Source organism: Niallia sp. FSL R7-0271 (genome assembly GCF_038005785.1).
Taxonomy (GTDB): Bacteria; Bacillota; Bacilli; order Bacillales; family Cytobacillaceae; genus Niallia.
The window spans coordinates 2,990,096-3,016,700 of sequence record NZ_JBBOTZ010000001.1; the positions used below are offsets into that span (position 1 = coordinate 2,990,096).

Here is a 26,605-nt window from a genome sequence, read left to right on the forward strand (position 1 = left end):
AACCATGTTAGTAATATTTATTTTGCTAGCTCATATATAGCTTGGGCATAAATTGCTGTTGCTTTAAGCAAATCCTCGATAAACATGTATTCATCCTTCTGATGAGCAATATCATCTCTGCCTGGAAACAGAGGGCCAAAGGCAACGCCATTTTCCAGAGATCTTGCGTATGTTCCGCCGCCGATTGAAATCAGTTTCGGCTCTTCACCTGTCTGTTCTAAATAAACCTTGCTTAATGTTTGAATCAGCTCAGAATCCTTGTTGACATGATGAGGCTTGGAGTCTGTAAAATTCTCAATCACAAATCCATGGCCAGCAAGCAATTTATCTAACACAGCCTTTGTCTTTTCCATTTCATTTGTGACCGGATAACGGCATGTTAATCCTATTTTGCCGCCGACTTGTTGATTATATTGCAGGATGCCTACATTCAATGTTAAGTCTCCCGTGATATCATCGTTATAAGCTACTCCTAATTTTTGACCTCTTGAGTCATCTTTGAAGTAACCGTTAACAAACTGAAAGTAATTCGCTGCCTTTTCATCAAGTGGCAAATCAGCTAGAAAGGACGCAAGCTTAAGACCGGCATTTACCCCATTATTCGGCTCCATTCCATGTGCGGAAACACCTTCAAGCTCTAATACTAGTTCACCTGCATCTACTGTATATTGACCTGTTAAATTGTCCCTGCTTAAATATTCCTGGAAGCGCTGAATGATTTCCGTCTGATCTGACAGAACATGCAGCCTCGCTTCCGCAAAATCTGGGACCATATTGTATCTTCTTCCAGAAGAAAAAGAAACTATGCCCACTTTTCCAGACTCATACTGGGCCATCTCGTCCAAAGACTGAACCATATCAAAATCAGATATTCCTTTTTCCGCATAAATGATCGGAAAATCCGCATCAGGTGCAAATCCCATCGTTGGCATTGGTTCTTCTTGGAAGTACGTTGTGACGCATCTCCAATCACTCTCTTCATCTGTTCCAATAATCATTTTAACTTCCTTTGTTAAAGGCAAATCCAATTCTTTAATTATTTTCATGGCATAATAAGCTGCCATCGTAGGACCTTTATCATCCAAGGCACCTCTTGCGAATATTTTCCCATCGCGAATTTCTGCGCTGTAAGGATCACTTGACCAGCCGTCTCCTTCTGGAACAACATCAACATGACAAAGGATTCCAATGCTTTCATCACCAGCTCCAAACTTCACATGTCCTGCTACGTTCTTAACATTCTTTTCTTCAAACCCGTCTCTTTTGCCAAGCTCCAGCATAAAGGTCAAGGCTTCTTTAACACCTTGTCCAAACGGAGCATCTTCTGTTGCATTTTCTTCATCCAGCACACTTTTTATTTGAAGTAAGCCTTGTAAATCTTGGATGAAATCATCTTTACGAATATGTACTTCTTTTAACCAATCCAGTGCTTTCACTAAACCAGCCTCCTTAACCTAATATTCCAATATGTTTTTCCTTTGCAGAATATCTTGCTTTAGCTTTATTCTTATGTTTTTTAGAATATATAAAAGTATTTTACCATAATCCCACCAATTCTTATCAATAAAAGACAAGCCCTGTATTGATTTTGTCTGTTTTTGGTTGCTTTTCTTATCATTCCCACACATAAAGGAATCATAAGACATTCAAAAATTTTCGGTTTTACGCTTCTTCCTGTAAAATATTAAAAAAAGGTTCTGAAAGGGTTGGCGTTATGGAATATATTAAGGAGCTGCGGCAAAAGGTTGGCAAGATGCCGTTAATACTCGTTGGTGCTGTTGTTATTATGGAGGATGCGGACAAAAGAGTGCTCTTGCAGGAAAGAACACATCCTCATAAAGTATGGGGGCTGCCTGGCGGTTTAATGGAATTGGCAGAGAGTACAGAAGAAACAGCTAAACGAGAGGTTTGGGAAGAAACTGGCTTGCAGGTAGAGGAGCTAAAGCTATTAAACATCTATTCTGGAAAAGAGTATTTTACAGTTGCAGCAAACGGAGATCCCTTCTACTCCGTTACAGCAGCTTATTATACGAGGAAGTACAGCGGCCAAATGAAAGTTAACAAGGAAGAGGCCTTTCAACTGCAATTTTTTGATTTAGAGAAGTTGCCTGCAAATATGGTTGGCAGTCATCGGCGATTTTTGCAGGACTATTGCACCTTATAAAAAATAACAACAAGCGGCTGATGTATCAGCCGCTTGTCTCTTATTGATATATATAACTATCAAACAAATCTAAAATGTCTTGATAATTACTTTCTGTCGCATAATCATAGGCTGTATAGCCGTACGCATCTACTATGTTTATATCTGATCCATTATCAATTAAAAGCTGAATAAGCTCCATATCTGCACCTTGATAAACTGCATACATAAGCGGTGTCATTCCGTCTTCATCTTGAGAATTTGGATCTGCCCCACTATCAAGCAGCGTTTTCACTGTATCTATATCATTTTGATATGCTGCTTCATGAAGCTCCGTATAATAACCGTCATAATATAAATCTTCATCTTCTGGGTATGAAAACTCTGTTCCACCAGATTTTATGAATTCAGCAAAATCAGAATGTTGAATGAAGGATGTTATTCCAGCAACTGCAGCGCTAACTAACCCGATGAAAATAATAACACCAGCTACAAATACGGAAATACCTACCCACATGCCTCTCTTCGATTCCTTTAATGGCTTTAGGTCAATTTCATTATAAAAGGACTCAATTGCATAAACTCTTTTAGGCAAATGAGGATGTGTAGACAGCTTTTCATTGAACCATACGAAAAAGCCGCTCTCTTTTTCCAATTGCTCCATATATGCCTGTTTATTCACTTTATTGTATAAGGTTGTACCAATCCCAAGCATGGTCAAGGCATTCTTTGCTGCAGTAAATGATTGAACATAATAGGCTGCTGTTCTGTCACAGGTATATTCGCATGCACGTAAATAAGCATTTCCCAGGAAAGGAATATACAATGCCGGCAACAGGAAAAAACCGTAATGAACATGTTTACGTTTCAAATGGGTAAATTCATGAGCCATGATGAACATGACTTCTTTTTCCGCACCTCTGTCAACCATTTCAAAAATACTTGAATACAACACTACCATATTCCGGCGCACAAACTTGGTCGCAAATGCGTTAAGGATACCCTCTGATTCCAGTATATATATATCTGGGAGCTTGCTCAGTTCAAGATCTTTGGCGATACCAACCGCCTTTGCATAAAGCTCAGGAAATTGATCTTCTCCCAGTTTAACTCCATTTCTCCTAATGCCAGCCATCGAAAGTGCATGTAAAAACAGCATGACAGCAATTATTGCTGCATAGATAATAATACCAATAACCGAAAAAAGCAATAAAATAAGTGTGCCGATACTTACAAGCAGCACGAGTACAAAATAAATGTTCTCTCTAGGATGAACTAGCTGATCTTTTCTTATGTTTTCCAATCACATATCCTCCAAAAATGTTTATCGTTTTTGATTATAATGGAAAAAAAGGTGTTAATAAACATTTTTATTGTACTTCATGCAATTTGTTATCATAAAGTTAATAGTTTGTACCATATGATATGGTAAGGAAAAAACCAGGGGGTGGTATATTTATACATTAATAATCAAATATTTTGTAAATTTGAGCAAATAATGTAGAATTAAAAAGTAAATAGGGATACAATATTTATAGAAGTTCATTTTTGTTCACTATAGCCATTTGAAAAGGAGTTGTCTGTAAAGAAGAAAATTACATACGCTTGAAGAATAAATCTTCAAATAAGCTGTCGGTCGCAGGAATTTGCCAAAGGTTTGAAAAAAGGATAGGGAGTGGTTTATTGAAACCTTCAACTAACCGGATGTTAAACCGTATCAAATCCGTCTACATGTTTATTAGTAAGCGTGGAACAGTAACAACACAAGAGCTAGTGGAGGAATTTGGTATTACTCCTCGAACGATTCAAAGAGATTTGAATGTTTTAGCTTATAACGATTTGGTGAAAAGTCCAAGTCGTGGAAAATGGACAACAACTAGAAAAAAAGTGAAAATGACGTCTTAAACCGTAGATTGATTATTGATAATATACTGCATATTTACATGCAATATAAAAAAACGCCAAAATTGGTTTGGCGTTTTTTTATGCTGCATGTTTTAATTTACTTCATAATCTTGAAGAAGTTGTATCTCCTCATCAGTGAGCTCTCTGTATTCCCCAAGCTCCAATGTTTCGTCAAGCGCAAGCGGTCCCATCGAAATTCGCTTCAGATAGATGACCTTCTTTCCTACACTCTCAAACATTCTTTTAACTTGATGAAATTTGCCTTCTGAAATCGTAAGCTCAATATCAGAGGTTTCGCCAGCCTTCAAGATAACAAGGTGCCCAGGTTTGGTTACATAACCGTCATCAAGGGTAACACCTTTTTTAAAGGATTCTATATCTTCGTCTGTAACGATTCCTTTTATGACCGCAAAATATGTTTTAGGAACATGCTTTTTCGGTGAAAGCAACCGGTGCGAAAGTTTGCCGTCATTTGTAAGCAGCAATAATCCCTCTGTATCCTTATCAAGGCGGCCGACAGGAAACGGATTGTAGACAGCATCCTCAATTTCCAGCAAATCAACAACTGTCTCCTCTCGGGCATCCTCAGTCGCTGAAATAACTCCTGGCGGCTTGTTCATCATCAGATAAATAAATTCCTTATATTCCACTATCTCCCCGTTTAATGTTATGACATCTTGCTCGGGGTCGACCTGCTGTTTAGCATCTTTAATTACTTCATCATTGACCTTAACTGCCTTGCTTTTCAGCAGCGACTTTACATCTTTTCTGCTGCCATATCCTAAATTGGCAAGCAGTTTATCAATTCTCATTTTTTTCATTTATCTTGCCATCCGTTTCATCTTTATTTATGTGTCTTCTATTTAAAATGGAAGTCTTAGCTTTCTTTTAATTGATTCAGCTCTCTCTCCCAGCAACATGTAAACAAGCTTAGAGCGGTATGCAAGATAAGCGTATATCAGCCCTCCAGCCAGCGCGACAATCCCAACCATAAGAAGAGAGGAAATTAATGATTTCGGCTCCAAGAATAACCTGAGTAGTGTGTAGATAATTTCCGTACCAACAAACATTAGGAAAGTAAAACCAACGATTAACACACTTCTACGCAGGACTAGCCTGAATGGATACTTCGCAAAAACTTTTATCACAAAGATATTAATTACTATTGCAGCAGTATATCCTAATGCTGTTGCCAAAATGGCACCTTTCGCTTCCCATCTTTCAATAAGCGGCATGTTTAAGCTCAGTTTAACCAATAAACCTACTAAAAGACTTAAGACTGTAAAGCGCTGTTCGTTTATACCTTGCAAGATTGCGGCAGTAACAGCATACAGAGAAAATAGAATGGCAACTGGTGCATATAAACGCAGCACCTCTGTTCCTAAAGCTAAATCCACTGTCCCGTAAAACAGACGATATACCGGCTCAGCCAGCACGGATAATCCTATTGTTGCCGGTAATGTAATAAATAATAATATTTGAAATGCTTGATTTAAATTATGGTTTACAGACTTTTGATCTCCACTAACAAACGCTCTTGTTATCATCGGCACGAGTGTCATGGAAAAGGCAGTTGCCAAGGAAACTGGAATAATGACAATCTTATGTGTCTGATAGTTGAATGCATTCAGCTGCGTCTCTGAAATGGCACTTAAACCTGCAACAGCCATCGCACGGTTAAAGGTAATCGTATCGATAAACTGAAAGAGCGGGTTTGCTATTCCAACGAAAACAAATGGTGCTGCTGAGATAAGTATTTCCTTATACATGGAGCCTAAGGAAATGTCCGAAATTTGCTGCCTGTCTTCTAGGAGCATGGAGTTAAAATGATGTTTTCTTTTAAGCCAATAATAGATAAGTACTGCAAGTCCGCCAATCGCACCGACAAATGCTGCAAATGTCGAAATGCTGACTGCAGTTACAATATCGCCTTTGAGTACATACAACACAGCGGCAGCTCCGCCAAGCATGAAAACGATTCGTACAATCTGCTCTACTACTTGAGAAACAGCAGAAGGTCCCATTGACTCATGTCCCTGGAAGAAACCGCGAATCAAGCTCATGACAGGGACGACGATAACAGCAAAGCTTACTGCCCTAATTACAGTCGTAACATCCTTTACGCTGGAGTTAAGATCATCCTCAGGAATATTAATCTCTGCAAGAAATGGTGCGAGGAAATACATGGCAAGGAAACAGACGAATCCGGTACAGGTCATCACAACAAGCCCTGACTTAAAAAGCCGCCTGCTGACACCGTACTCTCCCATCGCATTATATTTAGAAATGAATTTGCTGACAGCAAGAGGAATACCTGCTGTTGCAATACTGATGACAATCGTATAAGCTACATATGAATATTGATAAAGGATAGTTCCTTCTTTTCCGACAATCATATTAAACGGGATTACATAGAACAATCCCAGTGCTTTTGATATCATAGTTCCGAGTGTTAGAATAAACGTACCTCTCAACAATTTTGACGACATATAATCCCTTCCTTAAATGAAGCTTAGCTGCAAACTAACATAACAAATTATTTTAACATGAAATGAATATGATACTAAGTGTAATAATGAGCATTTTTTATACACACTATTAGTAGTTTACCTTTTCTTGACTAGAAACGCTACTTTAGCTTTCAAATGAAGAAAATAGTCTATAATAATCGATCTCAATATAGGAAAAAGAAAGTAGGTTCATCTATGCAATATGAAGTAATTGTAATTGGCGGCGGTCCTTCTGGATTAATGGCAGCGATTGGTGCTGCTGAATCTGGTTCAAAGGTCCTGTTAATTGATAAAGGGGAAAAGCTTGGCCGCAAGCTTGCTATTTCAGGAGGCGGCAGATGCAATGTCACAAACAGGCTTCCTGTTGATGAAATTATTAAGCATATTCCAGGTAACGGACGTTTTCTTTACAGCGGGTTTTCGATTTTTAATAATGAAGATATTATTAATTTTTTCGAGAATTTAGGAATTGCTCTAAAGGAAGAGGATCATGGCAGAATGTTTCCTGTCTCTAACAAAGCTCAATCTGTTGTTGATGCCTTATTGCAGGAGCTCGACAGACTGAAGGTTGAAATCCGGACAAATACTCCTGTTAAAAAGGTATCCTATAATGAAGACGGCACTAAGACAATCTTTATGCAAAACGGAAAAGAGGCAGTCACGAAGTCTCTCATCATTGCTGTCGGCGGCAAATCTGTGCCCCATACAGGCTCAACTGGCGATGGATATGCTTGGGCAGAGAGTGCTGGACATACTATTACCGAGCTGTTTCCAACAGAAGTACCTGTCACTTCAAGCGAATCATTTATCAAGGAAAAAACATTACAAGGTTTGTCTTTAAGAGATGTTGCGCTGAGTGTATTAAACCAAAAAGGAAAACCTATTATCACACATAAGATGGATATGATTTTCACCCATTTTGGGATCAGCGGTCCAGCTGTATTGCGCTGCAGCCAGTTCGTCGTCAAAGAGCTGAAGAAAACCGGTTTAGCAGAAATTCCTGTTTCGATTGATTCATTTCCTGATAAAAAGGAAGAACCACTGTTCCAAGAAATAAGTAAACTCGTTAAGGACGAGCCTAAAAAAGCGGTGAAAAACATTTTAAAAGGTTTCTTAACAGAACGCTATTTACTGTTTTTACTTGAGCTTGCAGAAATTGATCCTGCAGCACAAGGAGCTACTGTCTCCCAAGATAAGCTAAAAAAATTCACCTCTCTTTGCAAAGGATTCTCTTTTAAAGTCAACGGTACAATGCCGCTTGAGAAAGCATTTGTTACAGGCGGAGGTGTCTCTATTAAAGAGATTTCTCCAAAAACAATGGAATCAAAGCTAATGCCAGGACTCTTCTTTTGTGGAGAGATATTGGACATCCATGGATATACAGGGGGATATAACATCACAAGTGCGTTTGTGACAGGAAGACTTGCTGGTGTAAATGCCGCTCTTGAAGCAAAAAATATGTTTATGTAAAAAGTTAGCTGAACGGTTTAATAGACTGTTCAGCTTTTATATATAATCATCGAGGAGAAACAATAAATCTGTTCTTCTTCCCCCTCTTGTAATGCTGCAACATTATACTTTATATCTAAAAGCTTCTTTTCATCAAGCTTCTCCAGGAACTTATTCATTTCCATTTCCAGATCTTTTTCATGCTCCTGGTCAAATAATTTAACCTTTATCATCATCCACACTCCTAAGTGATCAGAATATTCTATTAAAATAATAGCCAATTTATCGTCATTTTAGACAATATGAAAATAAAAAACCCTTCACAGCAAGCTGCGAAGGGTTCTTTAGATTAAACAGTTTCACCGTTCCAGTTAAGCATTCCACCAACCATGTTAACAACCTTGTAGCCTCGGTCTTCAAGGAAATAGCAGACGTTTTCGCTTCTTTTACCAGAGCGGCATATAAAAATATATTCTTTCTCTTTTGAGAAGTAGTCTAGCTTTTCAGGAATATCATTCATGCGAATATGCTTAGCCCCTGGAATCATGCCTTCTGCTACTTCATCATCTTCCCTAACATCAACAAGCTCCAGCTTTTCCCCTTTTTTCAGCTTGTCTTCTAATTCTTCTGTTGTAATTATCTTAATATCTTCCATTTATTGTTTCCTCCATTCTACCAGTACGAATCATGTTAACTTCCACTCATTGTAATATAGAACAATTAAAAAAAAGATGCAAATCACATGCCCACTGTTTTTATATAAAAAAAGTCCAGCCACACAGTATGGCTGGACTTCTGTATTAATTAGCTACAATATTAACCAATTTTCCTGGAACAGCAATAATCTTTCTGACTGTTTTCCCGTCAATTTGCTCTTTCACTTGACTGTCTTCCATAGCGATTTGCTCTAGAGCATCTTTATTCGCATCAGCTGGAACCATCAATTTTGTTTTTACTTTACCGTTGATTTGGATAACGATTTCGATTTCATCGTCTACCAATTTTGCTTCATCATATGCTGGCCATGCTTCATATGCAATCGTACCTGATGAGCTTCCAAGTTTTTCCCACAGCTCTTCTGTAATATGAGGGCAAATTGGGGAAAGAAGCTTCACAAAGCCTTCAATATAAGCTTTTGGAATCGCATCTGCCTTATAGCACTCATTAATGAAGACCATCATTTGGGAAATAGCTGTGTTAAAGCGTAATCCTTCAAAGTCCTCTGTAACCTTCTTCACCGTTTGGTGGTAGATTTTGTCTAGACCCTTCGCTTCATCGATTTCTTGAACTTTGCTTGAAATCTCGCCATTATCATCCACAAGCAATCTCCAAATACGGTCAAGGAATCTTCTTGAACCATCAAGTCCGTTCGTTGACCAAGCTATTGCTGCATCAAGTGGTCCCATGAACATTTCATACAAGCGAAGTGTATCAGCACCATGGCTTGAGACTATTTCATCCGGATTCACTACATTACCTTTAGACTTACTCATTTTTTCATTGTTTTCACCAAGAATCATCCCTTGGTTATACAGCTTTTGGAATGGCTCTTTCGTAGGTACAACGCCTAAATCATACAATACCTTGTGCCAGAAGCGTGCGTACAATAAATGCAGAACCGCATGCTCTACACCACCGATATAAATATCAACTGGAAGCCATTCTTTCAGCTTTTCAGGGTCTGCAATAGCTTCACTGTTTTTCGGATCGATATAGCGGATATAATACCAGCTGCTGCCCGCCCATTGCGGCATTGTGTTTGTTTCACGTCTGCCTTTTTTACCTGTAACCGGATCTACTACATTAACCCACTCAGAGATGTTTGCCAAAGGCGATTCACCAGTTCCAGATGGTTTAATCTCTGCTGTATCAGGCAATGTTAGCGGCAATTCTTCCACAGGGACACCTGTCATTGTGCCATCTTCCCAGTGAATAATTGGAATTGGTTCACCCCAGTATCTTTGACGGCTGAATAACCAGTCACGAAGTCTGTAGGTTACTTTCTTCGTACCGATGCCTTTCTCTTCAAGCCATGCAATCATCTTAGTGATTGCTTCTTCTTTTTGCAGCCCATCAAGGAAGTCAGAGTTAACATGCGCTCCATCACCAGTATAGGCTTCTTCCTGTACATTTCCGCCAGCTACCACTTCTTTAATTGGCAAATCAAAAGTTTTTGCAAACTCGAAGTCTCTTTCATCATGTGCAGGAACTGCCATAATGCTTCCAGTTCCATAGCTGACAAGCACGTAGTCTGCAATCCAAATCGGCATTTTTTCGCCATTCACTGGATTAACAGCATAAGCTCCTGTGAATACACCTGTTTTTTCTTTAGCAAGGTCCGTTCTTTCCAAATCACTCTTGCTCTTAATTTTCTCTAAATATGCTTCAACTGCTTCCTTTTGCTCTGCTGTTGTGATTTTATCAACTAACGCATGCTCAGGAGCAAGTACAGCATAAGTAGCACCAAACAGTGTGTCTGGTCTTGTCGTGAACACAGTGAATGTTTCATCATGGTTATCAATTTGGAAAGTCACTTCCGCTCCTTCAGAACGTCCGATCCAGTTTCTTTGCATTTCTTTAATGCTTTCCGGCCAATCCACTTCATCCAAATCTTCAAGCAAACGGTCAGCATAAGCTGTAATCTTTAAAATCCATTGTCTCATCGGGCGTCTTTCAACAGGATGTCCGCCCCTTTCGCTCTTTCCGTCAATGACCTCTTCATTGGCAAGCACTGTTCCTAAAGCAGGACACCAGTTAACTGCCACTTCATCAACATATGCTAAGCCTTTTTCAAATAGCTGTAAGAAAATCCATTGTGTCCATTTATAATAATCTGGATCTGTAGTGTTAATCTCTCTGTCCCAGTCATAGGAGAAGCCTAAAGAGTTGATTTGACGTCTGAATGTTTCAATATTTTTTTCTGTGAATAGTGCTGGATGGTTGCCTGTATCAAGTGCATATTGTTCTGCAGGTAATCCAAATGCATCCCAACCCATTGGATGAAGAACATTAAAATCCTGCATTCTTTTCATTCTTGAAAGAATATCAGTAGCTGTATATCCTTCTGGATGTCCTACGTGAAGGCCCGCTCCGGATGGATATGGGAACATGTCAAGTGCATAGAATTTCTTTTTCCCTTTATCTTCACTTGTTTTAAACGTTTTATTTTGTTGCCAATAGCTTTGCCATTTCTTTTCTATGTTCTGATGATTAAAGCTCATCTTATTTCCTCCTATTAGTTTTCTATTCGCAGGGTTTGTTTTCCTTAGAAAACAAAAAATCCCCTCATCCCAAATAGGGACGAGAGGAATATATGTATATCTCCCGCGGTACCACCCACAATTAGTGAATAAATCACTCGCTTCATTTATCCCTTAACGCGGTGTACGGCAAGCATTACTGTTAGTTCACACTTGCAACTCAAAGGCGAGTTCAAGATTTTTTTTGACTGGCTTGCACCATCCGCCAGCTCTCTTCAACAAAAAAGCATCTTTACTATTCCTTTTCCTAGCTGTTGCCCTATATGATGTTTATTGTATGTTATTTTCTTCACGGATGCAAGAAGTTATTAAGCAAGAACTATCTCCGCCAGCTCCTTGTTAAGCATATGCACCGTTAAGGATTTCGGTCACCGTTTGTTTGCTTCAAGTGACGCAATAAATTGCAGGAGCTTTTTATCCTGACCTTTGCCAGCAATCACAGATACACCAACAGGAACGCCGTCTACTTCTGCAAGCGGGATATTCACCTGCGGGAAGCCGGTTAACCCAGCAATGCAGCAGAGCTGGAATGTCCTGCTTCTGCGCAGTTCCAGTTCTTCCACCGACAGATTGAGCAGAGGTGCTTTTCCAGGTGATGTTGGAATGATTAAAAGGCCATCATCCTTTAGCAGTTTTTCCATATTTTCTTGAATCATACGTCTTTTCTTTATAAATGGGGACATATCAGCTTCAGCTAGTGTGCTTGCCCATTGAAATCGTTCTGCAATGCCAGGACCGAAGGATGGTTTATACTTTTCAATCCATTTTCCATGCTCCTCCCAAATCTCTCTGCCTTGCAGCATCCTGAACGTCTCTGCCCAGTCAGCAAGCCCCTCATTTGCCAATACCGTTTGCGAATGTGTTAAAGAAGCTGTCTGCCATTTTTTCAACTCCGTTAATAATGCCTCTTTTGCATTAGGTTCAATCAATTCCCATGCATCATCTGCCATCAAAATACGAGTGAAAGGCTCTCTGGAACCTTCCTCTTTAATCAATACGTTGCCAACCTTTCGTAATGTCTCTGCGTCTCTTGCCATCCAACCGACAGTATCAAAGCTTTTAGCTAACGGAATGACTCCTTCCATATCAACAATATTATGAGTTGGACGGATGCCATAGATTCCACAATAAGAAGAAGGAATTCGGACAGACCCGCCCGTATCTGTTCCGATTGCAAAATCAGTTAATTCCGCTGCTACTGCGACTGCTGATCCGCATGATGAGCCGCCAGGAATGCGCTTTGGATCTTTCGGGTTGATTGGAGTTCCATAATAAAAGTTTTCTCCATTAAGACTATACATCAGTTCATCTGTTATCGTCGTTCCTTCAAGCCTTGCGCCATTATTAAGTAACAGGCTGAGAGAGAAAGCTGTACTTGCTGCAGCAGGGTGAGTCTTGAGCCAATCTGGATTTCCTGCCGTTGACTGATGTCCTTTTATAGCAAACACATCCTTAACTGCAAAGCTTAAGCCTGATAATCCCCCTGTATTTAATGGTTCTAATACAACCTCTTTTTTTGCAAATGCCCCAAAATCCTTAACCATCTTCTCCTCATCCTTCCCGTAATTAAACTTGCAAATGTGTGACGATGTTGTAGTCCTTTATCGCCCATTTACTGTCTTTATAATGAATATTGCTTATACAAGCATTTGTTAAGTATGTATTGTCTAATGTAATTTCCTCGTTTGACAGAATTCTTAAAATGGTATGAATGACAGCACCATGAGCAACAAGGAGAACTTTTTGCTGTGGGTAGCTTTGCAGAATATCTGCCAAGCCCTGTTTCAGTCTTTCTGCCAATTCCCAGTAAGGCTCTGCATTAGGATAAAGCATATCAGGATAAAGGACCTGTCTTTCCTCCTTTGTTTTTCCTTCTGCATCCCCAAAGCTTCTTTCAATGAATTCGGCCATTTCTACTATAGGCAGGTTTAGAGACTCGTTTATAATAGCCGCAGTTTCCTTTGCCCGCATAAGAGGGCTTGTGATGATAAGATCCCAGCTAGTTTCCTTCAAATAGTCCCGGCATTGTTCTGCTTGTCTAATTCCGTTCGAGTTCAATGGAATATCGGTTCTGCCTTGAATCTTTCCTAAGGAATTCCAATCTGTCTCTCCGTGCCTTATTAAACAAATATTTGTCATGAATCTTAATTCCTTTCTATACAAGAGCATGATATTTCTACTGTAGATTAAATAGTCTAACTTTTCAATAAATTATCTGTTTTATTCGCACGGTTGTTAAAAGTAACCGTTTTAATTAACAGAAAATAACTAATTTTCCGCCTTCATGCAGATGGAGTTATTTCTATTGCAGGAGTTCTAAAATCGCATTACACTTATTGCTGGTAGCAAATTAAATGGTAAAGGAGCACCACATATGCCTAGAGCACTATGGCTTTTAGTAATTGGAATGGCTGTCAATGTCACCGGCTCTTCTTTGCTTTGGCCATTAAACAGTATATATATCCACGACCACCTCGGAAAATCTCTTACAGTTGCCGGTTTTATCTTAATGCTTAATTCTGGTGCAAGTGTAATCGGGAATTTGGTTGGCGGCGCGCTTTATGATAAATTAGGAGGCTATCTCTCCATTCTTCTGGGAATTTCGTTAACAGCTTTGTCCTTGTTAGGGCTGTCCGTCTGGAATGCTTGGGAAGCTTATTGCTTCTTCTTCACATTGTCAGGCTTTGGATCTGGGATTATTTATCCAAGCATGTATGCAATGGCAGGAAATGTCTGGCCAGAGGGAGGCAGAAAAGCGTTTAACAGCATTTATGTTGCCCAAAACGCTGGAGTTGCATTAGGTTCAGCAATTGGCGGGCTAATTGCTTCCTATTCGTTCACTTGGATTTTTATCTCTAATACATTTATGTATGTTGTATTTTTCTTTATTGCTTTATTGAGCTATAAAAACATCCAAGTTCAACCAATTGTGCAAACGGCAGGAGACAATGGTATAAAAAGAAAGAAAGCACATCGAAATCCAGCTCTTTATGCCCTTACTATTCTCGGCTTCGGTTATTTGCTGTGCTGGATTTGTTATGTACAATGGCAAGCGACCATTTCTACACATACACAAGAGTTAAATATTCCGCTTGCACAATACAGTTTACTATGGGCCGTTAACGGCGGCTTAATCGTTTTTGGTCAGCCTCTCATCAGTCTGTTTACGAAGAAAATATGTTCTTCTGTAAAAATGCAGATGTTAATTGGTATTGTTATTTTTATTATTTCTTTCCTTATCGTCGGTCAAGCAGACATGTTTGCAGGGTTCTTAGCTGCCATGATCATTCTCACCGTAGGGGAAATGTTAATATGGCCAGCCGTTCCAACCATTGCAGATAAACTGGCACCAAAGGGACGGGAAGGCTTCTTCCAAGGTATTATCAACAGTACAGCAACCGGCGGCAGAATGATAGGTCCTTTATTAGGAGGCTATCTAGTCGATGTTAATGGAATTGGCCTGCTTGTACCTGTATTAATTTTCTTACTTGTTATTGGTATGGCAGCTGCTTACTTCTATGATGCACCATTAAAAACCAGCAAGCTTAGAGTACCTAAAACAGAATAATATTAAAAGGGCGATTCATCATTAGAATCGCCCTTTTTGATGCATTACTAAGACTCTTTATGGTAAATGTAGGGCCATTTGATTTTGCTTATCCTGTATAAGCAGCCTCATTCTGTATAATTGATCCCTTTGCTGCGCGTTGGCACTATGATCCATCGTTTGCAAGTCATTAAATACATTTTCCAGCTGAAATTGTGCATCTGTATATTCTTCTATATTATAATGCTCCTGCATTTGAGCAATTTTATACTGTTCTTCTGCATAGCCTATCGCTGTATTACATCTTTCCAAAAGCTCATCCATAGAATCACGAGTTGCCAATATATAGCCCTCCCAACAAGTGTTGCTGTCTTTGAAGCAATAGTGCTTCGCTACATATTATCTGTAGTCTGCAACCTTCTTATGACTTCCTTTTCTTTACTGAATTAGCGGTTTATATAAAACTGTTTGGAGAAGCAGCAGTTACATGTTAAAATTTTTGTTATGCATTTAGATTGCATTATAAGGAGGTCATTCTTTTGAGTCAGCAAAATCCATTTGCTTATGCAGCTGATAATAAAAGATATCATACATGGAATTATCATTTGCGAGGCGAGTTTGGACATAAAGTATTTAAAATCGCACTAGACGGAGGCTTCGATTGCCCTAACCGGGACGGCACGGTGGCACACGGCGGCTGTACTTTCTGCAGTGCTGCTGGTAGCGGTGACTTTGCAGGGAATCGTGTCGATTCATTGGAAAAGCAATTTCACGATATAAAAAACAAAATGCATGAAAAGTGGAAAGACGGCAAATATATGGCTTATTTCCAAGCATACACAAATACACATGCTCCTGTTGAAGTGCTGAGAGAAAAGTATGAAACTGTTTTGAAGCAGGAAAATGTTGTCGGCATTTCCATTGCGACAAGACCAGATTGTCTTCCTGATGATGTTGTTGAATATTTGGCAGAACTGAATGAGCGCACCTATTTATGGGTGGAGCTTGGCTTGCAGACTGTCCATGAAAAAACAGCACAGCTTATTAATAGAGCCCATGATTATCAAACATATGTGGATGGTGTTAATAAACTGAGAAAACATAATATCCGCATTTGCTCTCATATCATTAACGGGCTTCCACTTGAGACGAATGAAATGATGATGGAAACAGCGAAAGAAGTGAGCAAGCTTGATGTGCAAGGAATTAAAATTCACTTGCTTCATTTGCTGAAGGGCACACCTATGGTTAAACAATATGAAAAAGGATTGCTTAAGTTTCTAACCTTTGACGAATATATTCAGCTTGTTTGCGACCAGCTGGAAATATTGCCGCCAAGTATGATCATTCATCGAATTACAGGCGATGGACCGATTGATTTAATGGTTGGACCAATGTGGAGTGTCAACAAATGGGATGTACTGAACAGCATTGATGCAGAATTGAAAAGACGTGACAGCTGGCAAGGAAAATTTTATAATGCGGAAAAGGTGACGATATGAAGCTGGAACGCATACTTCCCTTTGCAAGAACATTGTTAGAAAATGCAATCGATGAAGACGATATTGCCATTGATGCGACAATGGGAAATGGTCATGACACCTGTTTTCTGGCAAACCTTGTAGGAGAAGGCGGCAAGGTATACAGCTTCGATATTCAGGATCAGGCCCTTGAAGCAACGAAAAGCAGACTTGCAGCCCAGTCCCTTACTAATCGGGTAATTCTTACTAAAACAGGGCATGAAAATGTGGAAAAAATTATTCCTGAAAAACTGCATGGACTTGTGAAGGGTGCTATTTTCAATTTAGGCTATTTGCCTGGTGGAGATAAATCAATCGTTACAAATTCGAACACGACTATAATGGCAGTCGAACAAATATTTAACATGCTTGCACCAGAAGGAATCATTATTCTTGTCATTTATCATGGACATACTGAAGGTGCACAAGAAAGAGATGAGCTGCTTACATTCGCTGAAAACTTCAGTCAGGAAAAAGCGCATGTTCTAAAATATCAGTTCATTAACCAAAAAAACAACCCGCCTTTTATTATTGCCATTGAGAAAAGATAAATAAGAAAAAATGCCGGATAATCAGTAAGACTGATTTCCGGCATTTTTTTATTTCTTTTCGTTTAAGGAAGGGTGAAGCAGACAATACATGAGGCAATCATAAATATGTTCATTTTGAACCATATATTTTGCCAAAGTACCTTCTTTATGAAAACCTGCTCTTTCCAGCATTTTTTGAGATGAATTATTTTCAGGATACACAATCGCTGAGATTCGGTTCAATTGCAAAGCAGAAAATCCGTATGATATAACTTCAGAAATTGCCTCCATCCCATAGCCCTTTTTCCAAAAATCCGGGTGAAGCTCATAACCGATTTCAGCCCGCTTATGCTTTTGATGCCATGCATGATAGCCAATTGTCCCAATAAAAGCGCCGCTGTCCTTTTCTACCATTCCCCAGCGAATTCCTTTTTGCATGCTGTAATTCATATTGAAAATTGCCAGCAAGGAACGTGCTTCCTCAATTGTGGTAAAAGGCTCTTGCCCGTAGTGCACCGTAACGTCAGGACGACTTAATATACTATAAATCGCTTTAACATCTTTTTCTTCTATCTCTCTTAAAAGCAACCGATCTGTTTCTAGTTCAGGAAACATCTGCAACTCCCCTTGTCGGCCTACATTTATTTAGATATCGTCTTCATCATTCCTGCTGGAATCATCTTTTGAAACTTGCGGTATGCTCGTCCATTAATATAAAAGAAGTAGCCAACCGGACCGGAAGTTTTAATAATTTCCCTTGCCAGCTTTCTAATATTTTGCTGCTTATATACTTTCTCGTCAGATAAGTAGACACCGAGCAGTCCTCTGTTAATAAGTTTGTGGAACCGTTGATGAGGGAGATTTTTTGTATGTCTGTCTGCTTCTTCTACAAAATGCTTTAACCGGCTGAAAAGCTCTTCTTCATCTTTATAATAGAAGCAGAAATTTAAATCGCCGCCCTGTCTGTCTTCTTCCTGATCGATAAAGTAATCTAATAATATGTGAAGACCTTGTATATATGGAAAATAGCCGTCTCGAATATTGGAGGAATAAGCTGGCTGAAAATCCTTTCTTAATGCATAAGAAACTAAACAAAATATCCCTAATGTTGAACCGGAGCATGCAGAGAATTCATACCAATCCATTTCAGGTATTGCGTGCTTGTTCTCATCAAACCATGATTTCAATCTTGGAATTCTTTCCTCTACCATAACATGCTTATGTATTTGCAAATCGCAATAATATCGGCAAAGTTCAAGTAACTGGTCTTTAATATATTCGTAATTCTCTAGCTCTGCGAGTGTGTCCCGGCATGTTTTGGCTAAATCATACAAGTAGCCGCCGTCGTCTTGATCCTCTCGGAACCGGTAATAGTTAGTGGGTTGTGCCCCGACTGTGAGCGCATGCTCCATTGATTCATGCAGTGCAGAGAAATCCCGCGGATCTAATGAAGTGCTCCGGTCACATAGATTATCAAGATAATCGCTGATTGTTTGGTATGCCACAATAAATTTAATGGCAGTCTTATATTCATGCCTTGAAATAAGGGCCATGATTGATCCGCCTTCACAGTGGAATATTTTGTCCTTTATGCTCGCCAAAGCCTGTCTTTGCAGCTCAGGATTTGGGATTTGCTTTGCTCTGTTCGTCCAATAGTTCAGTTCCTTGTGAACAACAGGAAAAACCTTTAAATACACTTTAGACATTAATGTTAGTGGCATGTTTGGTACAGACATTTTTAAAACCTCACTTATACAATATAACCTATCGATTTTAGCTGACTATTGATAAAATCAAGCGCATAGTCAAACACATCATCTCGTTCCGGCTCGTTAAAGATTTCATGGTAGCATTGTGGCCATTCTTTAAATCTCTTTTCTGATAATGGTACCATATTGAACCAGTTTTTTACCATTTTTTTATCTACTACTGAATCGTCTCCCCCTTGCATAAGAAGAAGAGGCAAATCCTGCATTTTGTTTACATTCGCAAAGGCTGCAGCCATTGCACTAATCAGTTCTCTATACCATCTTACAGACACTTTTGTAATATATAAGGTATCGTTGCTATCTATTTCCCTAATTTCTGCATTTCTAGTCGCCATTTCGATTGATAAGCCTGTATTCATGCGCAGTCTAGGCGCAGCTTTGTTCAAAAGGATTGAAATGGCGCTCAACAGCTTCGGCGGATATTTTTTTAACCCAAGACATGGCGATGAGAGAATAAGACCAGCAAGCTTAAGATTCTCCTGTTGCAGCAGACGAATAGATGCCAAGCCTCCTAAGCTGTGTGCAATCAAAAAAACCGGCAATTCAAATTGGTAGGCTGCTTGAATCCAGTCTTTAACTTCAATTGTATACTCACTGAAAGAGTCGATATGCCCCCTGCTTGACCGTGTTGTCATGCCTTGGCCTGGAAGATCCCCCATCACGACATGAAAACCAGATAAGCGAAACATTTCAATTAGCCAACCGTAACGGCGATGATGCTCCATAGCACCATGAACAATCACGACGACTGCTTTAGCCTCTCCTTCCGCTTCCCATTTCCACATAAAAAATCTCCCCCATTCGACTTATCACAGTATTGCTTCTTCTATTATGTAACACGTAAATGCACTTTGACAAATTTTTAAATTAAATTACGGCGATTGTTCCTGATTATTTAAGGAAAATTAAAGGTTGCCGCAGTACTCTATATTTGATAAAACACATATTTAATACAAAAAATCGGTTTTTATATTATGCACTAACGGGAAAAAAATATTAAAAAATAACCAAATGCAGCCTCTTTAGGCGTGAAAGGTATCTTCAAGTCAAGAAAGTTCATTTCTTACTATTTATTTTCTCAAAATTTATCCGATAAATACTTATATAAGAAATAGGTGATGAAAATGAATACAAACGAAATAATACTATACTCTGTCCTTGCTCTATTCTTCGTATTATTCCTTGTAGTTCAAAAAAGGCTTACTAAAATTGTAAAAGGACTGCTCTTTTCCTTAATAGCCATATTAGTTGGCATCAGCTTTTATGTATTAAATTTAGACGGTTCTAAGAATTTTGCGCTTGCAAAAGAGCGGGTAGAGGAAATAGCTGTTACAGCTAAAGAAAATGTAGAAAAATTGAGTTCAAAAGTAACTATAAAAGAATCTGTGTTATTGGAAGCAACTGCAATGAATCAACTGCCAGAGCTTCCGAGAGGCTGTGAAGTGACGGCTCTTGCGATGCTTTTGCAATATGCAGGTGTAGATGTAGATAAGATGACACTTGCAGAAGAAATTACTAAAAATACTACAGCATATGAAGTCGATAACGGTACTATTTATTATGGCAATCCTAATGATGGGTTTGTCGGAGATATGTATTCCCTTGAAGGTCCGGGGCTTGGTGTTTATCATAAGCCGATTGCTGAGCTAGCGGAAAAATATCTTCCAGGAGCAATCGTTGATTTTACTGGCTCTGATTTCGATTCGGTAAAAGAACAGCTTTCAGATGGCCGTCCAGTTTGGGTTATTACTAATTCAAAATTCCAAGAGCTTTCTGATGATAATTTCCGCACATGGGTAACTCCAAGCGGCACAATCGATATCACATATTCCGAGCATTCCGTCCTGATAACTGGCTATGACGAAGATTATGTTTACTTTAATGATCCATTGACAGGTGAACAAAATAAAAAAGCACCCATCGATGATTTTATTGCATCGTGGGTGCAGATGGGAAGCCAAGCAATAACTTACAGCAACTAACTTCCCTACTCCATTAATTAAACAAGTGTTTTTTCTTTTAAATATTCCTTTTCGAAGGAATATTTTTTTTCGATATAAACACTATGCCAAACCATAAACATCAATACAGTCCAAATTTTGCGGCTGTTGTCAGCTTTACCTTGGCAATGGTCTTCCAATAGCTGCAATACAACAGATTTGTTCAGCAAATGGTCTGTATCGCTTTCTTTAATGATTGTTTTTGCCCATTCGTTCATCTCATCTTTTAACCAGTGACGAATTGGCACAGGGAAGCCTAGTTTTTTGCGTGTTAATACATGCTCAGGCACAAAGCTTTCCGCTGCTTTTCTTAAAATATACTTTGTAGTTCCATTTGCAGTCTTTAAGCTAGACGGTATTTTAGAAGCTACTTCAAACACAGCTTTATCTAAGAAAGGTACACGCAATTCTAGAGAGTGAGCCATTGTCATTTTGTCTGCTTTCAGCAAAATATCTCCTCTCATCCATGTGTGGATGTCAATAAACTGCATGCGGTCAACTGGATCATAACCTTTGCTTTCTTCATAAAGAGGTTTTGTAATATCTGTATGATCAATATTTTTGTTGTAGATGGACAGCAACTGTGCTTTTTCACTTTCACTGAACATCTTAGCATTTCCGATATATCTTTGTTCCATCGGTGTCACACCGCGTTCAATAAAGCTCTTTCCTTTAACACCTTCAGGAAGAATCGCTGCAATAGCACGCAACAGGGACTTACCAATTTTAGGAATTTTATTAAATACTTCCAATGACTGCGGCTCACGGTAAATATTGTATCCGCCAAACAGTTCATCTGCACCTTCGCCTGAAAGAACAACTGTAACATGTTTTCTAGCTTCTTGTGCAACAAAGTATAAAGGCACACATGCTGGATCAGCAAGCGGATCATCCATATGCCACATAATTTTCGGAATTTCATTCATATATTCCTGTGGTGTAATGATGCGGCTGATGTTTTCTAAACCAAGCTTATCCGCTGTTTCCTTCGCTACGTCAATTTCACTGAAACCATTATGCTCAAACCCGACAGAGAATGTTTTAATTCCAGGATGGAATTCTTTCGCAATACTAGCAATAATCGATGAATCAATTCCGCCGGAAAGGAAAGAACCAACAGGAACATCGCTTCGCATATGCATTTTTACACTGTCAAACAGCACATCTTTAATTTCTTTAACGAACTCTGATTCCGTTTTGTTCACAGGCTGGAAAGATGCTCTCCAATAGCGTTTAATATCCATTGGCTCACCAAGTTTTTTCGTGAAGTAATGACCTGGCTCAAGCTTGTTGATGCCTTCTGACATTGTATTAGTCTCAGGAACAAACTGGTAAGTCATATAATGCTGAAGAGACTCATAGTTTAATACATCGCTTTCTAATGCCATTGCAATACTCTTTTTCTCTGATGCAAAGTAAGTCTTTTCACCATCATCAAAATAGAAGAAAGGCTTGATTCCAAATGGATCACGAGCACCATACAATGTTTTTTCCTGCTTGTCCCAAATAACAAATGCAAACATGCCGCGAAGTTTTTCAACAGCCTTTTCTTTTTCATTGCTGTAAAGGGCAATGATTACTTCTGTATCTGAGTTAGTTTGGAACGTTAAGCCTGCCTTCACTAGCTCTTCTCTGATTTCCAAATAGTTATAAACTTCTCCGTTGAAGATGATCCAATAACGTTCATTTTCATATGTTAACGGCTGATGCCCAGACTCGATATCAATAATACTCAATCTTCTGAAGCCGAATTGGATATGTTCATCATAGAAGTATCCTTCATCATCCGGTCCACGGTGTGTAATAATTCTATTCATATTCGCAAATTGTTCTTTTTGCGCCTCTTGGAAGTTTTGCTCTTTTTCATGTATACAGCCTACAAAACCACACATACTGCTCACCTACTCCATTCTTCTCCTGTTACTAAGGAGACCTAAATTACTGTTAGTATAAACTTTTACTGTTAATCTTTAAATGTAATCCGAGCTATTTTAAAACATTATTATGTCCTATTAGCAAATATTGACTACCATTTATATTTTACATTAATCCATTATAGACGAAAGTCTTGATAATTTTAAGAGCTAAAAACAAGTAAAATTTTCTACTGACTTATTAGACGGAAAAAGAAAGAAGGAGTTACACTTTATTACCGTGCAACTCCTTCTTTTATTTTCCAGCGACAGCTGTTTTTAATACATCTGATTTATCTGTACGTTCCCAAGGCAAATCTAGGTCATTACGTCCAAAATGTCCGTATGCTGCTGTTTGCTTATAAATTGGGCGACGCAAGTCCAGCATTTTAATAATTCCTGCTGGGCGAAGGTCGAAGTTTTCGCGGACAGCGTCTACCAGAACTTCTTCTGATACAGTGCCTGTATTAAATGTGTCAATAGAAATGGAAACTGGCTGAGCAACACCGATTGCATATGCAAGCTGCACTTCAACCTTGTCTGCTAATCCTGCTGCCACGATGTTTTTCGCTACATAGCGTGCTGCATATGCTGCAGAGCGGTCTACTTTAGTTGGATCCTTCCCAGAGAAAGCTCCGCCGCCATGTCTTGCATAACCGCCATATGTATCTACGATAATCTTTCTTCCTGTCAATCCTGCATCACCTTGTGGTCCGCCAATAACGAAACGGCCAGTTGGATTAATGAAATACTTCGTATTTTCATCAATTAATTCTGCTGGAACAACTGGATTAATTACATATTCCTTAATATTGCGTTGAATTTGCTCTAATGTCACTTCAGGGTGATGCTGTGTGCTGATAACAATTGTATCAATTCTTACAGGTTTATCATTTTCATCATATTCAACAGTAACTTGCGTTTTGCCGTCCGGACGCAAATATGGCAAGATTTCCTCTTTACGCACTTCAGCCAGTCTTCTAGAAAGCTTATGAGCTAAAGAGATTGGCAAAGGCATAAGCTCTTTTGTCTCATTGCATGCAAAGCCGAACATTAATCCTTGGTCCCCTGCACCGATCGCTTCTATTTCTTCATCTGACATTGTTCCTTCACGTGCTTCAAGGGCTTGGTCCACACCAAGAGCGATATCAGCAGACTGCTCATCAATAGAAGTAAGCACTGCGCTCGTTTCTGCATCGAAACCATATTTTGCACGAGTGTAGCCAATTTCCTTAACTGTTTCTCTTACAATTTTCGGTATATCCACATATGTAGATGTAGTTATTTCCCCTGCAACTAAAACTAATCCTGTTGTTACAGATGTTTCTGCTGCAACACGGGCATTTGCATCTTTTGCTAGAATAGCGTCTAAAATCGCATCTGAAATTTGGTCACAGATTTTATCCGGATGACCTTCCGTTACCGATTCAGAAGTAAACAAGCGACGTTTTGATGACATCTGATTTCCTCCTTATTATAAGGCAAGCACTCTTGCCCTCTAAATTGATACGGTACTCATTCCCTAGATAGTATGAAGTAAACAAGGCGTTTTTATCCGAGAAGTGTTATCCTTTGGCAAAAAACACTTGCTCAAAAACACACATGAAAAATATACATTTTTTTAAAAGATAATGGACCAGATTGCATACAAAAAACCTTTTCAATAGTGAAAAGGCTCCAAGCAAAATTGATTCGCACCTTTCACTCTTATCGTTCAAGGATATTTCCTTGCTACAGGTTAGCACCTTTCCTAAGAGAATGTCTGCTCCATCCATCAATTAAATGGATGTTTCAGCCTATTTTCTTCACATAGTAGGTTGCTGGGTTTCATCGGGCCAGTCCCTCCACCAGCTCAGGATAAGAGAGTATCCGTTCAAGATTTCATAATAGCTCAAACTTTTAATTACTGTCAATATATTTATCTTTAATTAGTCGAATTTAATGCAATCAATTTGTATGTTATTTTCGTTTTTCCATCAGACCACTCCAGTTTTTCAATGGAAGCAGTTCCGATAAGTTCTCCTTTAATGGTCTTTCTGACTTCTAAAGGAATATGCAGGGGATATAAACGATATGCTTCTTTTTCGAGTTGAAACCAATTCTCCTCAAGGCGCAATTCATTTCCTTTGGTGACAATCATTGTATTTAATTCTAAGGGCATTCCCATTTTTCGTTCTCCCTCCTTCTTATCCTTACTTATATTCTACCAGCTTTTCACTGTGTTTTTTCATCCAACTGCATAAATTTTCTACAACCTTCCGATTGACTTTAGGAGGGAAATAGTGAGTGAATTCTGGAAAGTACCATGTTTCAACGGTTTTCCCTTGCTTTAGAAGCCCCTCTTCCAGCTTTTTGCTGTGTTCAATGGACACATTTGTATCCTGCATTCCATGAATAATTAAAGTAGGTGCGCAAATCTTGTCCAAATAATGAAGAGGCGTTCTCTCTTGAAACCGTTCCGGATATTTTGCCGGTGTGCCGCCAATGACTCTTTTCATCATTCTCCGTAAATCCTTCCTTTCTTCATATGTCAGCACCATATCAGAAACACCGCCCCATGTGACAATAGAAGCAACAGGACAATAAATGCCAACAAACAAAGCCATAACACCGCCTCTTGAAAAACCAAAAACATGGACTCGTTTAACGCTCGGGTAATTTTTCAGCAGATGAAAAGCAGCAATTCCATCTTCCCGATCTTCTCCAGCGAAATCTTCATTTCCTTCTCCACCTTGATTGCCCCGGTAAAATGGTGCAAACACAATAAAGCCCTCTGCAGCGAATTGAACAATTCTGCCTGGTCTAACCTTGCCAACATTTTTTATTCCGCCTCGTAAATACAAAAATCCGTCTGAAATGTCTTCCTGTTTAGGTACAGCAAGTAATCCTTTTACTTTCAAACCATTTACAGCATATGTAACGATATACAAGTCAATTGAAGGATTTGGGGAGGGGAATCTGATTTGCTCCAATATCTCTCCATTCATGCGAATCCCACCTTTTTATTTTTTTGTATAATACCCCAAATTTTCTCCTGATAATTGTTCCATCATTCTTTTTATACAATAATCAATCGTCCTATCTTTCATAATATAGCTGAAAGATTTATGAAAACGGACATCTAATATATCTCCGTTATAGATTCTTGGCCCTTCTGTTTCTAAATAATTATCTCTATGCTGCAGGGAAGAGATATGTGCAAAATAGACTGCTTTAACAAACTTAGAATCTTTTTCATGGACCTCATACTCTGCAATCCAAGTAAGCTTGCCGACAATTCCGCCTGTTTCTTCCATCACTTCCCGTCTGCATGCTTCCATTAGTGTTTCCTTGTCTTCGACTTTGCCTCCTGGAAATTCAATGCCTCTCGTTTTATGCTTTGTCATCAGCCATTTTCCATCCCATAAACAAATGACTAAAACATGTTTTGCAGGAAGAGAAAATGCATTTTTCTCAAATGATAAATTCACTTTAAGTCCATTATTGTCATAGAATGTTTTCATCATTGCCTCACATTCATTAGTAATCATTTTTCTAGTCCTACTGGAATATCTTTCAATTGATAGGGTATGTAACCATTATAAAGAATAGGGGTATAATAATGAAACTGAAAGCTTTAATTAAGTTGTGGCGAAAATAGACATTCTCCGATATTATAGTAAGTATAATTAATAAAGCGGTTACATTAATACACACCGATATACCATTTGGAGGGAATGGATCATGAAATTAGTCGATGAATTATATAATTTATATAAGAATAAACTAACTGGTGATGAGGAAGATATTGATATGCTAGCATTCGCCTTTTTAGAGGAAATGTCTAGAGAAGATCTTCTTCATATCATCCAAGAGCTAAATGAGCAAGAGCTGTATGACTTGATGGGCTTATATTTAATTGAAAGCCTTAAAGGCAAATTTGCCAAAGATGATTATCGTCAGCAAGGTCATACATTGTTTTCGCCAAGAAACCTGCACTAATTCACTCTGCAAAAAAAGACAAGTTCCAAGCGGACTTGTCTTTTCCTTTTTAACCTTCATCCTCTACCTGCAGGAAAT

26 protein-coding genes, 1 riboswitch and 1 other annotated feature are annotated in these 26,605 nt (G+C 38.9%); of the genes, 8 read left to right on the forward strand and 18 right to left on the reverse strand.

Features of this window, described 5'->3' with window-relative positions; translation table 11 throughout:
• Window positions 1-17: 17 nt before the first annotated feature.
• A complete protein-coding gene (gene pepV, locus MKX82_RS15260; RefSeq protein ID WP_233317643.1) occupies window positions 18-1,436 on the reverse strand; it encodes a dipeptidase PepV in 1,419 nt (472 codons plus the stop codon).
• A 278-nt stretch (window positions 1,437-1,714) separates the two neighbouring features.
• On the opposite strand from pepV, the gene MKX82_RS15265 reads away from it, so the two are divergent.
• Window positions 1,715-2,164, forward strand: coding sequence for an NUDIX hydrolase (locus MKX82_RS15265; RefSeq protein WP_341078199.1), 450 nt, complete (start codon window positions 1,715-1,717; stop codon window positions 2,162-2,164).
• A 40-nt stretch (window positions 2,165-2,204) separates the two neighbouring features.
• Here the strand turns inward: MKX82_RS15265 and MKX82_RS15270 are convergent, their stop codons facing one another.
• Window positions 2,205-3,446: a M48 family metallopeptidase gene (locus tag MKX82_RS15270; protein WP_233317638.1), complete on the reverse strand. Its 1,242-nt coding sequence runs from the start codon at window positions 3,444-3,446 to the stop codon at window positions 2,205-2,207.
• 380 nt (window positions 3,447-3,826) lie between these two features.
• Between MKX82_RS15270 and MKX82_RS15275 the strand changes: the two genes are divergently transcribed.
• Entirely contained in the window at window positions 3,827-4,048 is a 222-nt protein-coding gene (locus tag MKX82_RS15275) for a DeoR family transcriptional regulator (RefSeq protein ID WP_127736905.1), read from the forward strand.
• A gap of 92 nt (window positions 4,049-4,140) precedes the next feature.
• On the opposite strand, the gene MKX82_RS15280 is transcribed toward MKX82_RS15275, so the two are convergent.
• Both MKX82_RS15280 and MKX82_RS15285 read right to left on the reverse strand, forming a co-directional pair.
• Window positions 4,141-4,860: a pseudouridine synthase gene (locus MKX82_RS15280; protein WP_233317725.1), complete on the reverse strand. Its 720-nt coding sequence runs from the start codon at window positions 4,858-4,860 to the stop codon at window positions 4,141-4,143.
• Window positions 4,861-4,911: 51 nt separating this feature from the next.
• Window positions 4,912-6,537, reverse strand: a complete 1,626-nt coding sequence (locus tag MKX82_RS15285; RefSeq protein ID WP_233317636.1) for a putative polysaccharide biosynthesis protein — start codon at window positions 6,535-6,537, stop codon at window positions 4,912-4,914.
• 216 nt (window positions 6,538-6,753) lie between these two features.
• Here MKX82_RS15285 and MKX82_RS15290 point away from each other — a divergent pair, with 216 nt between their 5' ends.
• A complete protein-coding gene (locus MKX82_RS15290; protein WP_233317633.1) occupies window positions 6,754-8,028 on the forward strand; it encodes a BaiN/RdsA family NAD(P)/FAD-dependent oxidoreductase in 1,275 nt (424 codons plus the stop codon).
• A 29-nt stretch (window positions 8,029-8,057) separates the two neighbouring features.
• Here MKX82_RS15290 and MKX82_RS15295 read toward each other — a convergent pair whose 3' ends face one another.
• The 5 genes from MKX82_RS15295 to MKX82_RS15315 all read right to left on the reverse strand — a co-directional run bounded on the left by MKX82_RS15295 (window position 8,058) and on the right by MKX82_RS15315 (window position 13,406).
• Complete coding sequence (locus MKX82_RS15295) at window positions 8,058-8,240, reverse strand: sporulation protein Cse60 (protein WP_233317723.1); 183 nt, start codon at window positions 8,238-8,240, stop codon at window positions 8,058-8,060.
• A 116-nt stretch (window positions 8,241-8,356) separates the two neighbouring features.
• Window positions 8,357-8,662, reverse strand: a complete 306-nt coding sequence (locus tag MKX82_RS15300) for a rhodanese-like domain-containing protein (RefSeq protein ID WP_233317631.1) — start codon at window positions 8,660-8,662, stop codon at window positions 8,357-8,359.
• Between the two features lie 145 nt (window positions 8,663-8,807).
• A complete protein-coding gene (gene leuS, locus MKX82_RS15305; RefSeq protein WP_251646814.1) occupies window positions 8,808-11,228 on the reverse strand; it encodes a leucine--tRNA ligase in 2,421 nt (806 codons plus the stop codon).
• A gap of 72 nt (window positions 11,229-11,300) precedes the next feature.
• Window positions 11,301-11,525, reverse strand: a binding site (T-box leader).
• A gap of 110 nt (window positions 11,526-11,635) precedes the next feature.
• Entirely contained in the window at window positions 11,636-12,811 is a 1,176-nt protein-coding gene (locus tag MKX82_RS15310; RefSeq protein ID WP_341078204.1) for an amidase, read from the reverse strand.
• Between the two features lie 22 nt (window positions 12,812-12,833).
• Window positions 12,834-13,406 carry a histidine phosphatase family protein gene (locus MKX82_RS15315; protein WP_341078206.1) on the reverse strand — a complete coding sequence of 191 codons (573 nt, stop codon included), beginning with the start codon at window positions 13,404-13,406 and terminating at the stop codon, window positions 12,834-12,836.
• 235 nt (window positions 13,407-13,641) lie between these two features.
• Between MKX82_RS15315 and MKX82_RS15320 the strand changes: the two genes are divergently transcribed.
• Window positions 13,642-14,835 carry an MDR family MFS transporter gene (locus MKX82_RS15320; protein ID WP_237941818.1) on the forward strand — a complete coding sequence of 398 codons (1,194 nt, stop codon included), beginning with the start codon at window positions 13,642-13,644 and terminating at the stop codon, window positions 14,833-14,835.
• 57 nt (window positions 14,836-14,892) lie between these two features.
• On the opposite strand, the gene MKX82_RS15325 is transcribed toward MKX82_RS15320, so the two are convergent.
• Window positions 14,893-15,156: a YtzC family protein gene (locus MKX82_RS15325; protein WP_233317621.1), complete on the reverse strand. Its 264-nt coding sequence runs from the start codon at window positions 15,154-15,156 to the stop codon at window positions 14,893-14,895.
• A 197-nt stretch (window positions 15,157-15,353) separates the two neighbouring features.
• Between MKX82_RS15325 and MKX82_RS15330 the strand changes: the two genes are divergently transcribed.
• Window positions 15,354-16,316, forward strand: coding sequence for a TIGR01212 family radical SAM protein (locus MKX82_RS15330; RefSeq protein WP_233317619.1), 963 nt, complete (start codon window positions 15,354-15,356; stop codon window positions 16,314-16,316).
• The gene (locus tag MKX82_RS15335) at window positions 16,313-16,885 is read left to right on the forward strand and encodes a class I SAM-dependent methyltransferase (protein ID WP_233317617.1); all 573 of its coding nucleotides are present in this window, start codon (window positions 16,313-16,315) and stop codon (window positions 16,883-16,885) included. The genes MKX82_RS15330 and MKX82_RS15335 overlap by 4 nt, the downstream gene beginning before the upstream one ends.
• Before the next feature lie 48 nt (window positions 16,886-16,933).
• Here MKX82_RS15335 and MKX82_RS15340 read toward each other — a convergent pair whose 3' ends face one another.
• The 3 genes from MKX82_RS15340 to MKX82_RS15350 are packed head-to-tail and all read right to left on the reverse strand — an operon-like array spanning window position 16,934 to window position 19,418.
• A complete protein-coding gene (locus MKX82_RS15340) occupies window positions 16,934-17,479 on the reverse strand; it encodes a GNAT family N-acetyltransferase (protein WP_233317615.1) in 546 nt (181 codons plus the stop codon).
• Between the two features lie 26 nt (window positions 17,480-17,505).
• Window positions 17,506-18,600: a tetraprenyl-beta-curcumene synthase family protein gene (locus tag MKX82_RS15345; RefSeq protein WP_341078222.1), complete on the reverse strand. Its 1,095-nt coding sequence runs from the start codon at window positions 18,598-18,600 to the stop codon at window positions 17,506-17,508.
• Window positions 18,601-18,614: 14 nt separating this feature from the next.
• Window positions 18,615-19,418, reverse strand: a complete 804-nt coding sequence (locus MKX82_RS15350) for an alpha/beta hydrolase (protein ID WP_341078225.1) — start codon at window positions 19,416-19,418, stop codon at window positions 18,615-18,617.
• A 339-nt stretch (window positions 19,419-19,757) separates the two neighbouring features.
• Here MKX82_RS15350 and MKX82_RS15355 point away from each other — a divergent pair, with 339 nt between their 5' ends.
• Entirely contained in the window at window positions 19,758-20,615 is an 858-nt protein-coding gene (locus MKX82_RS15355) for a C39 family peptidase (RefSeq protein ID WP_341078226.1), read from the forward strand.
• A gap of 17 nt (window positions 20,616-20,632) precedes the next feature.
• On the opposite strand, the gene asnB is transcribed toward MKX82_RS15355, so the two are convergent.
• The 5 genes from asnB to ytkD all read right to left on the reverse strand — a co-directional run bounded on the left by asnB (window position 20,633) and on the right by ytkD (window position 26,076).
• A complete protein-coding gene (asnB, locus tag MKX82_RS15360; RefSeq protein WP_341079568.1) occupies window positions 20,633-22,525 on the reverse strand; it encodes an asparagine synthase (glutamine-hydrolyzing) in 1,893 nt (630 codons plus the stop codon).
• 277 nt (window positions 22,526-22,802) lie between these two features.
• Entirely contained in the window at window positions 22,803-24,005 is a 1,203-nt protein-coding gene (gene metK / locus MKX82_RS15365; protein WP_233317609.1) for a methionine adenosyltransferase, read from the reverse strand.
• Window positions 24,006-24,250: 245 nt separating this feature from the next.
• Window positions 24,251-24,410: riboswitch (SAM riboswitch) on the reverse strand.
• Window positions 24,411-24,470: 60 nt separating this feature from the next.
• Complete coding sequence (locus tag MKX82_RS15370; protein WP_233317607.1) at window positions 24,471-24,713, reverse strand: DUF2584 domain-containing protein; 243 nt, start codon at window positions 24,711-24,713, stop codon at window positions 24,471-24,473.
• A gap of 25 nt (window positions 24,714-24,738) precedes the next feature.
• On the reverse strand, window positions 24,739-25,533 hold the full coding sequence (locus MKX82_RS15375) for an alpha/beta hydrolase family protein (protein WP_233317606.1): 795 nt from the start codon (window positions 25,531-25,533) through the stop codon (window positions 24,739-24,741).
• Window positions 25,534-25,548: 15 nt separating this feature from the next.
• Entirely contained in the window at window positions 25,549-26,076 is a 528-nt protein-coding gene (gene ytkD, locus MKX82_RS15380) for an RNA deprotection pyrophosphohydrolase (protein WP_233317604.1), read from the reverse strand.
• Between the two features lie 193 nt (window positions 26,077-26,269).
• Between ytkD and MKX82_RS15385 the strand changes: the two genes are divergently transcribed.
• Window positions 26,270-26,527 carry a DUF6154 family protein gene (locus tag MKX82_RS15385; protein WP_233317602.1) on the forward strand — a complete coding sequence of 86 codons (258 nt, stop codon included), beginning with the start codon at window positions 26,270-26,272 and terminating at the stop codon, window positions 26,525-26,527.
• Window positions 26,528-26,605: the final 78 nt, after the last annotated feature.

Bases quoted from the DNA above. Each gene is read 5' to 3' on its own strand.
- MKX82_RS15265 (WP_341078199.1), top strand. From the start codon at position 1,715: ATGGAATATATTAAGGAGCTGCGGCAAAAGGTTGGCAAGATGCCGTTA.
- MKX82_RS15280 (WP_233317725.1), bottom strand. From the start codon at position 4,860: ATGAGAATTGATAAACTGCTTGCCAATTTAGGATATGGCAGCAGAAAA.
- MKX82_RS15285 (WP_233317636.1), bottom strand. From the start codon at position 6,537: ATGTCGTCAAAATTGTTGAGAGGTACGTTTATTCTAACACTCGGAACT.
- MKX82_RS15290 (WP_233317633.1), top strand. From the start codon at position 6,754: ATGCAATATGAAGTAATTGTAATTGGCGGCGGTCCTTCTGGATTAATG.
- MKX82_RS15295 (WP_233317723.1), bottom strand. From the start codon at position 8,240: ATGATAAAGGTTAAATTATTTGACCAGGAGCATGAAAAAGATCTGGAA.
- MKX82_RS15300 (WP_233317631.1), bottom strand. From the start codon at position 8,662: ATGGAAGATATTAAGATAATTACAACAGAAGAATTAGAAGACAAGCTG.
- leuS (WP_251646814.1), bottom strand. From the start codon at position 11,228: ATGAGCTTTAATCATCAGAACATAGAAAAGAAATGGCAAAGCTATTGG.
- MKX82_RS15310 (WP_341078204.1), bottom strand. From the start codon at position 12,811: ATGGTTAAGGATTTTGGGGCATTTGCAAAAAAAGAGGTTGTATTAGAA.
- MKX82_RS15315 (WP_341078206.1), bottom strand. From the start codon at position 13,406: ATGACAAATATTTGTTTAATAAGGCACGGAGAGACAGATTGGAATTCC.
- MKX82_RS15320 (WP_237941818.1), top strand. From the start codon at position 13,642: ATGCCTAGAGCACTATGGCTTTTAGTAATTGGAATGGCTGTCAATGTC.
- MKX82_RS15335 (WP_233317617.1), top strand. From the start codon at position 16,313: ATGAAGCTGGAACGCATACTTCCCTTTGCAAGAACATTGTTAGAAAAT.
- MKX82_RS15340 (WP_233317615.1), bottom strand. From the start codon at position 17,479: ATGTTTCCTGAACTAGAAACAGATCGGTTGCTTTTAAGAGAGATAGAA.
- MKX82_RS15345 (WP_341078222.1), bottom strand. From the start codon at position 18,600: ATGTCTGTACCAAACATGCCACTAACATTAATGTCTAAAGTGTATTTA.
- MKX82_RS15350 (WP_341078225.1), bottom strand. From the start codon at position 19,418: ATGTGGAAATGGGAAGCGGAAGGAGAGGCTAAAGCAGTCGTCGTGATT.
- MKX82_RS15355 (WP_341078226.1), top strand. From the start codon at position 19,758: ATGAATACAAACGAAATAATACTATACTCTGTCCTTGCTCTATTCTTC.
- asnB (WP_341079568.1), bottom strand. From the start codon at position 22,525: ATGTGTGGTTTTGTAGGCTGTATACATGAAAAAGAGCAAAACTTCCAA.
- metK (WP_233317609.1), bottom strand. From the start codon at position 24,005: ATGTCATCAAAACGTCGCTTGTTTACTTCTGAATCGGTAACGGAAGGT.
- MKX82_RS15370 (WP_233317607.1), bottom strand. From the start codon at position 24,713: ATGGGAATGCCCTTAGAATTAAATACAATGATTGTCACCAAAGGAAAT.
- MKX82_RS15375 (WP_233317606.1), bottom strand. From the start codon at position 25,533: ATGAATGGAGAGATATTGGAGCAAATCAGATTCCCCTCCCCAAATCCT.
- ytkD (WP_233317604.1), bottom strand. From the start codon at position 26,076: ATGATTACTAATGAATGTGAGGCAATGATGAAAACATTCTATGACAAT.
- MKX82_RS15385 (WP_233317602.1), top strand. From the start codon at position 26,270: ATGAAATTAGTCGATGAATTATATAATTTATATAAGAATAAACTAACT.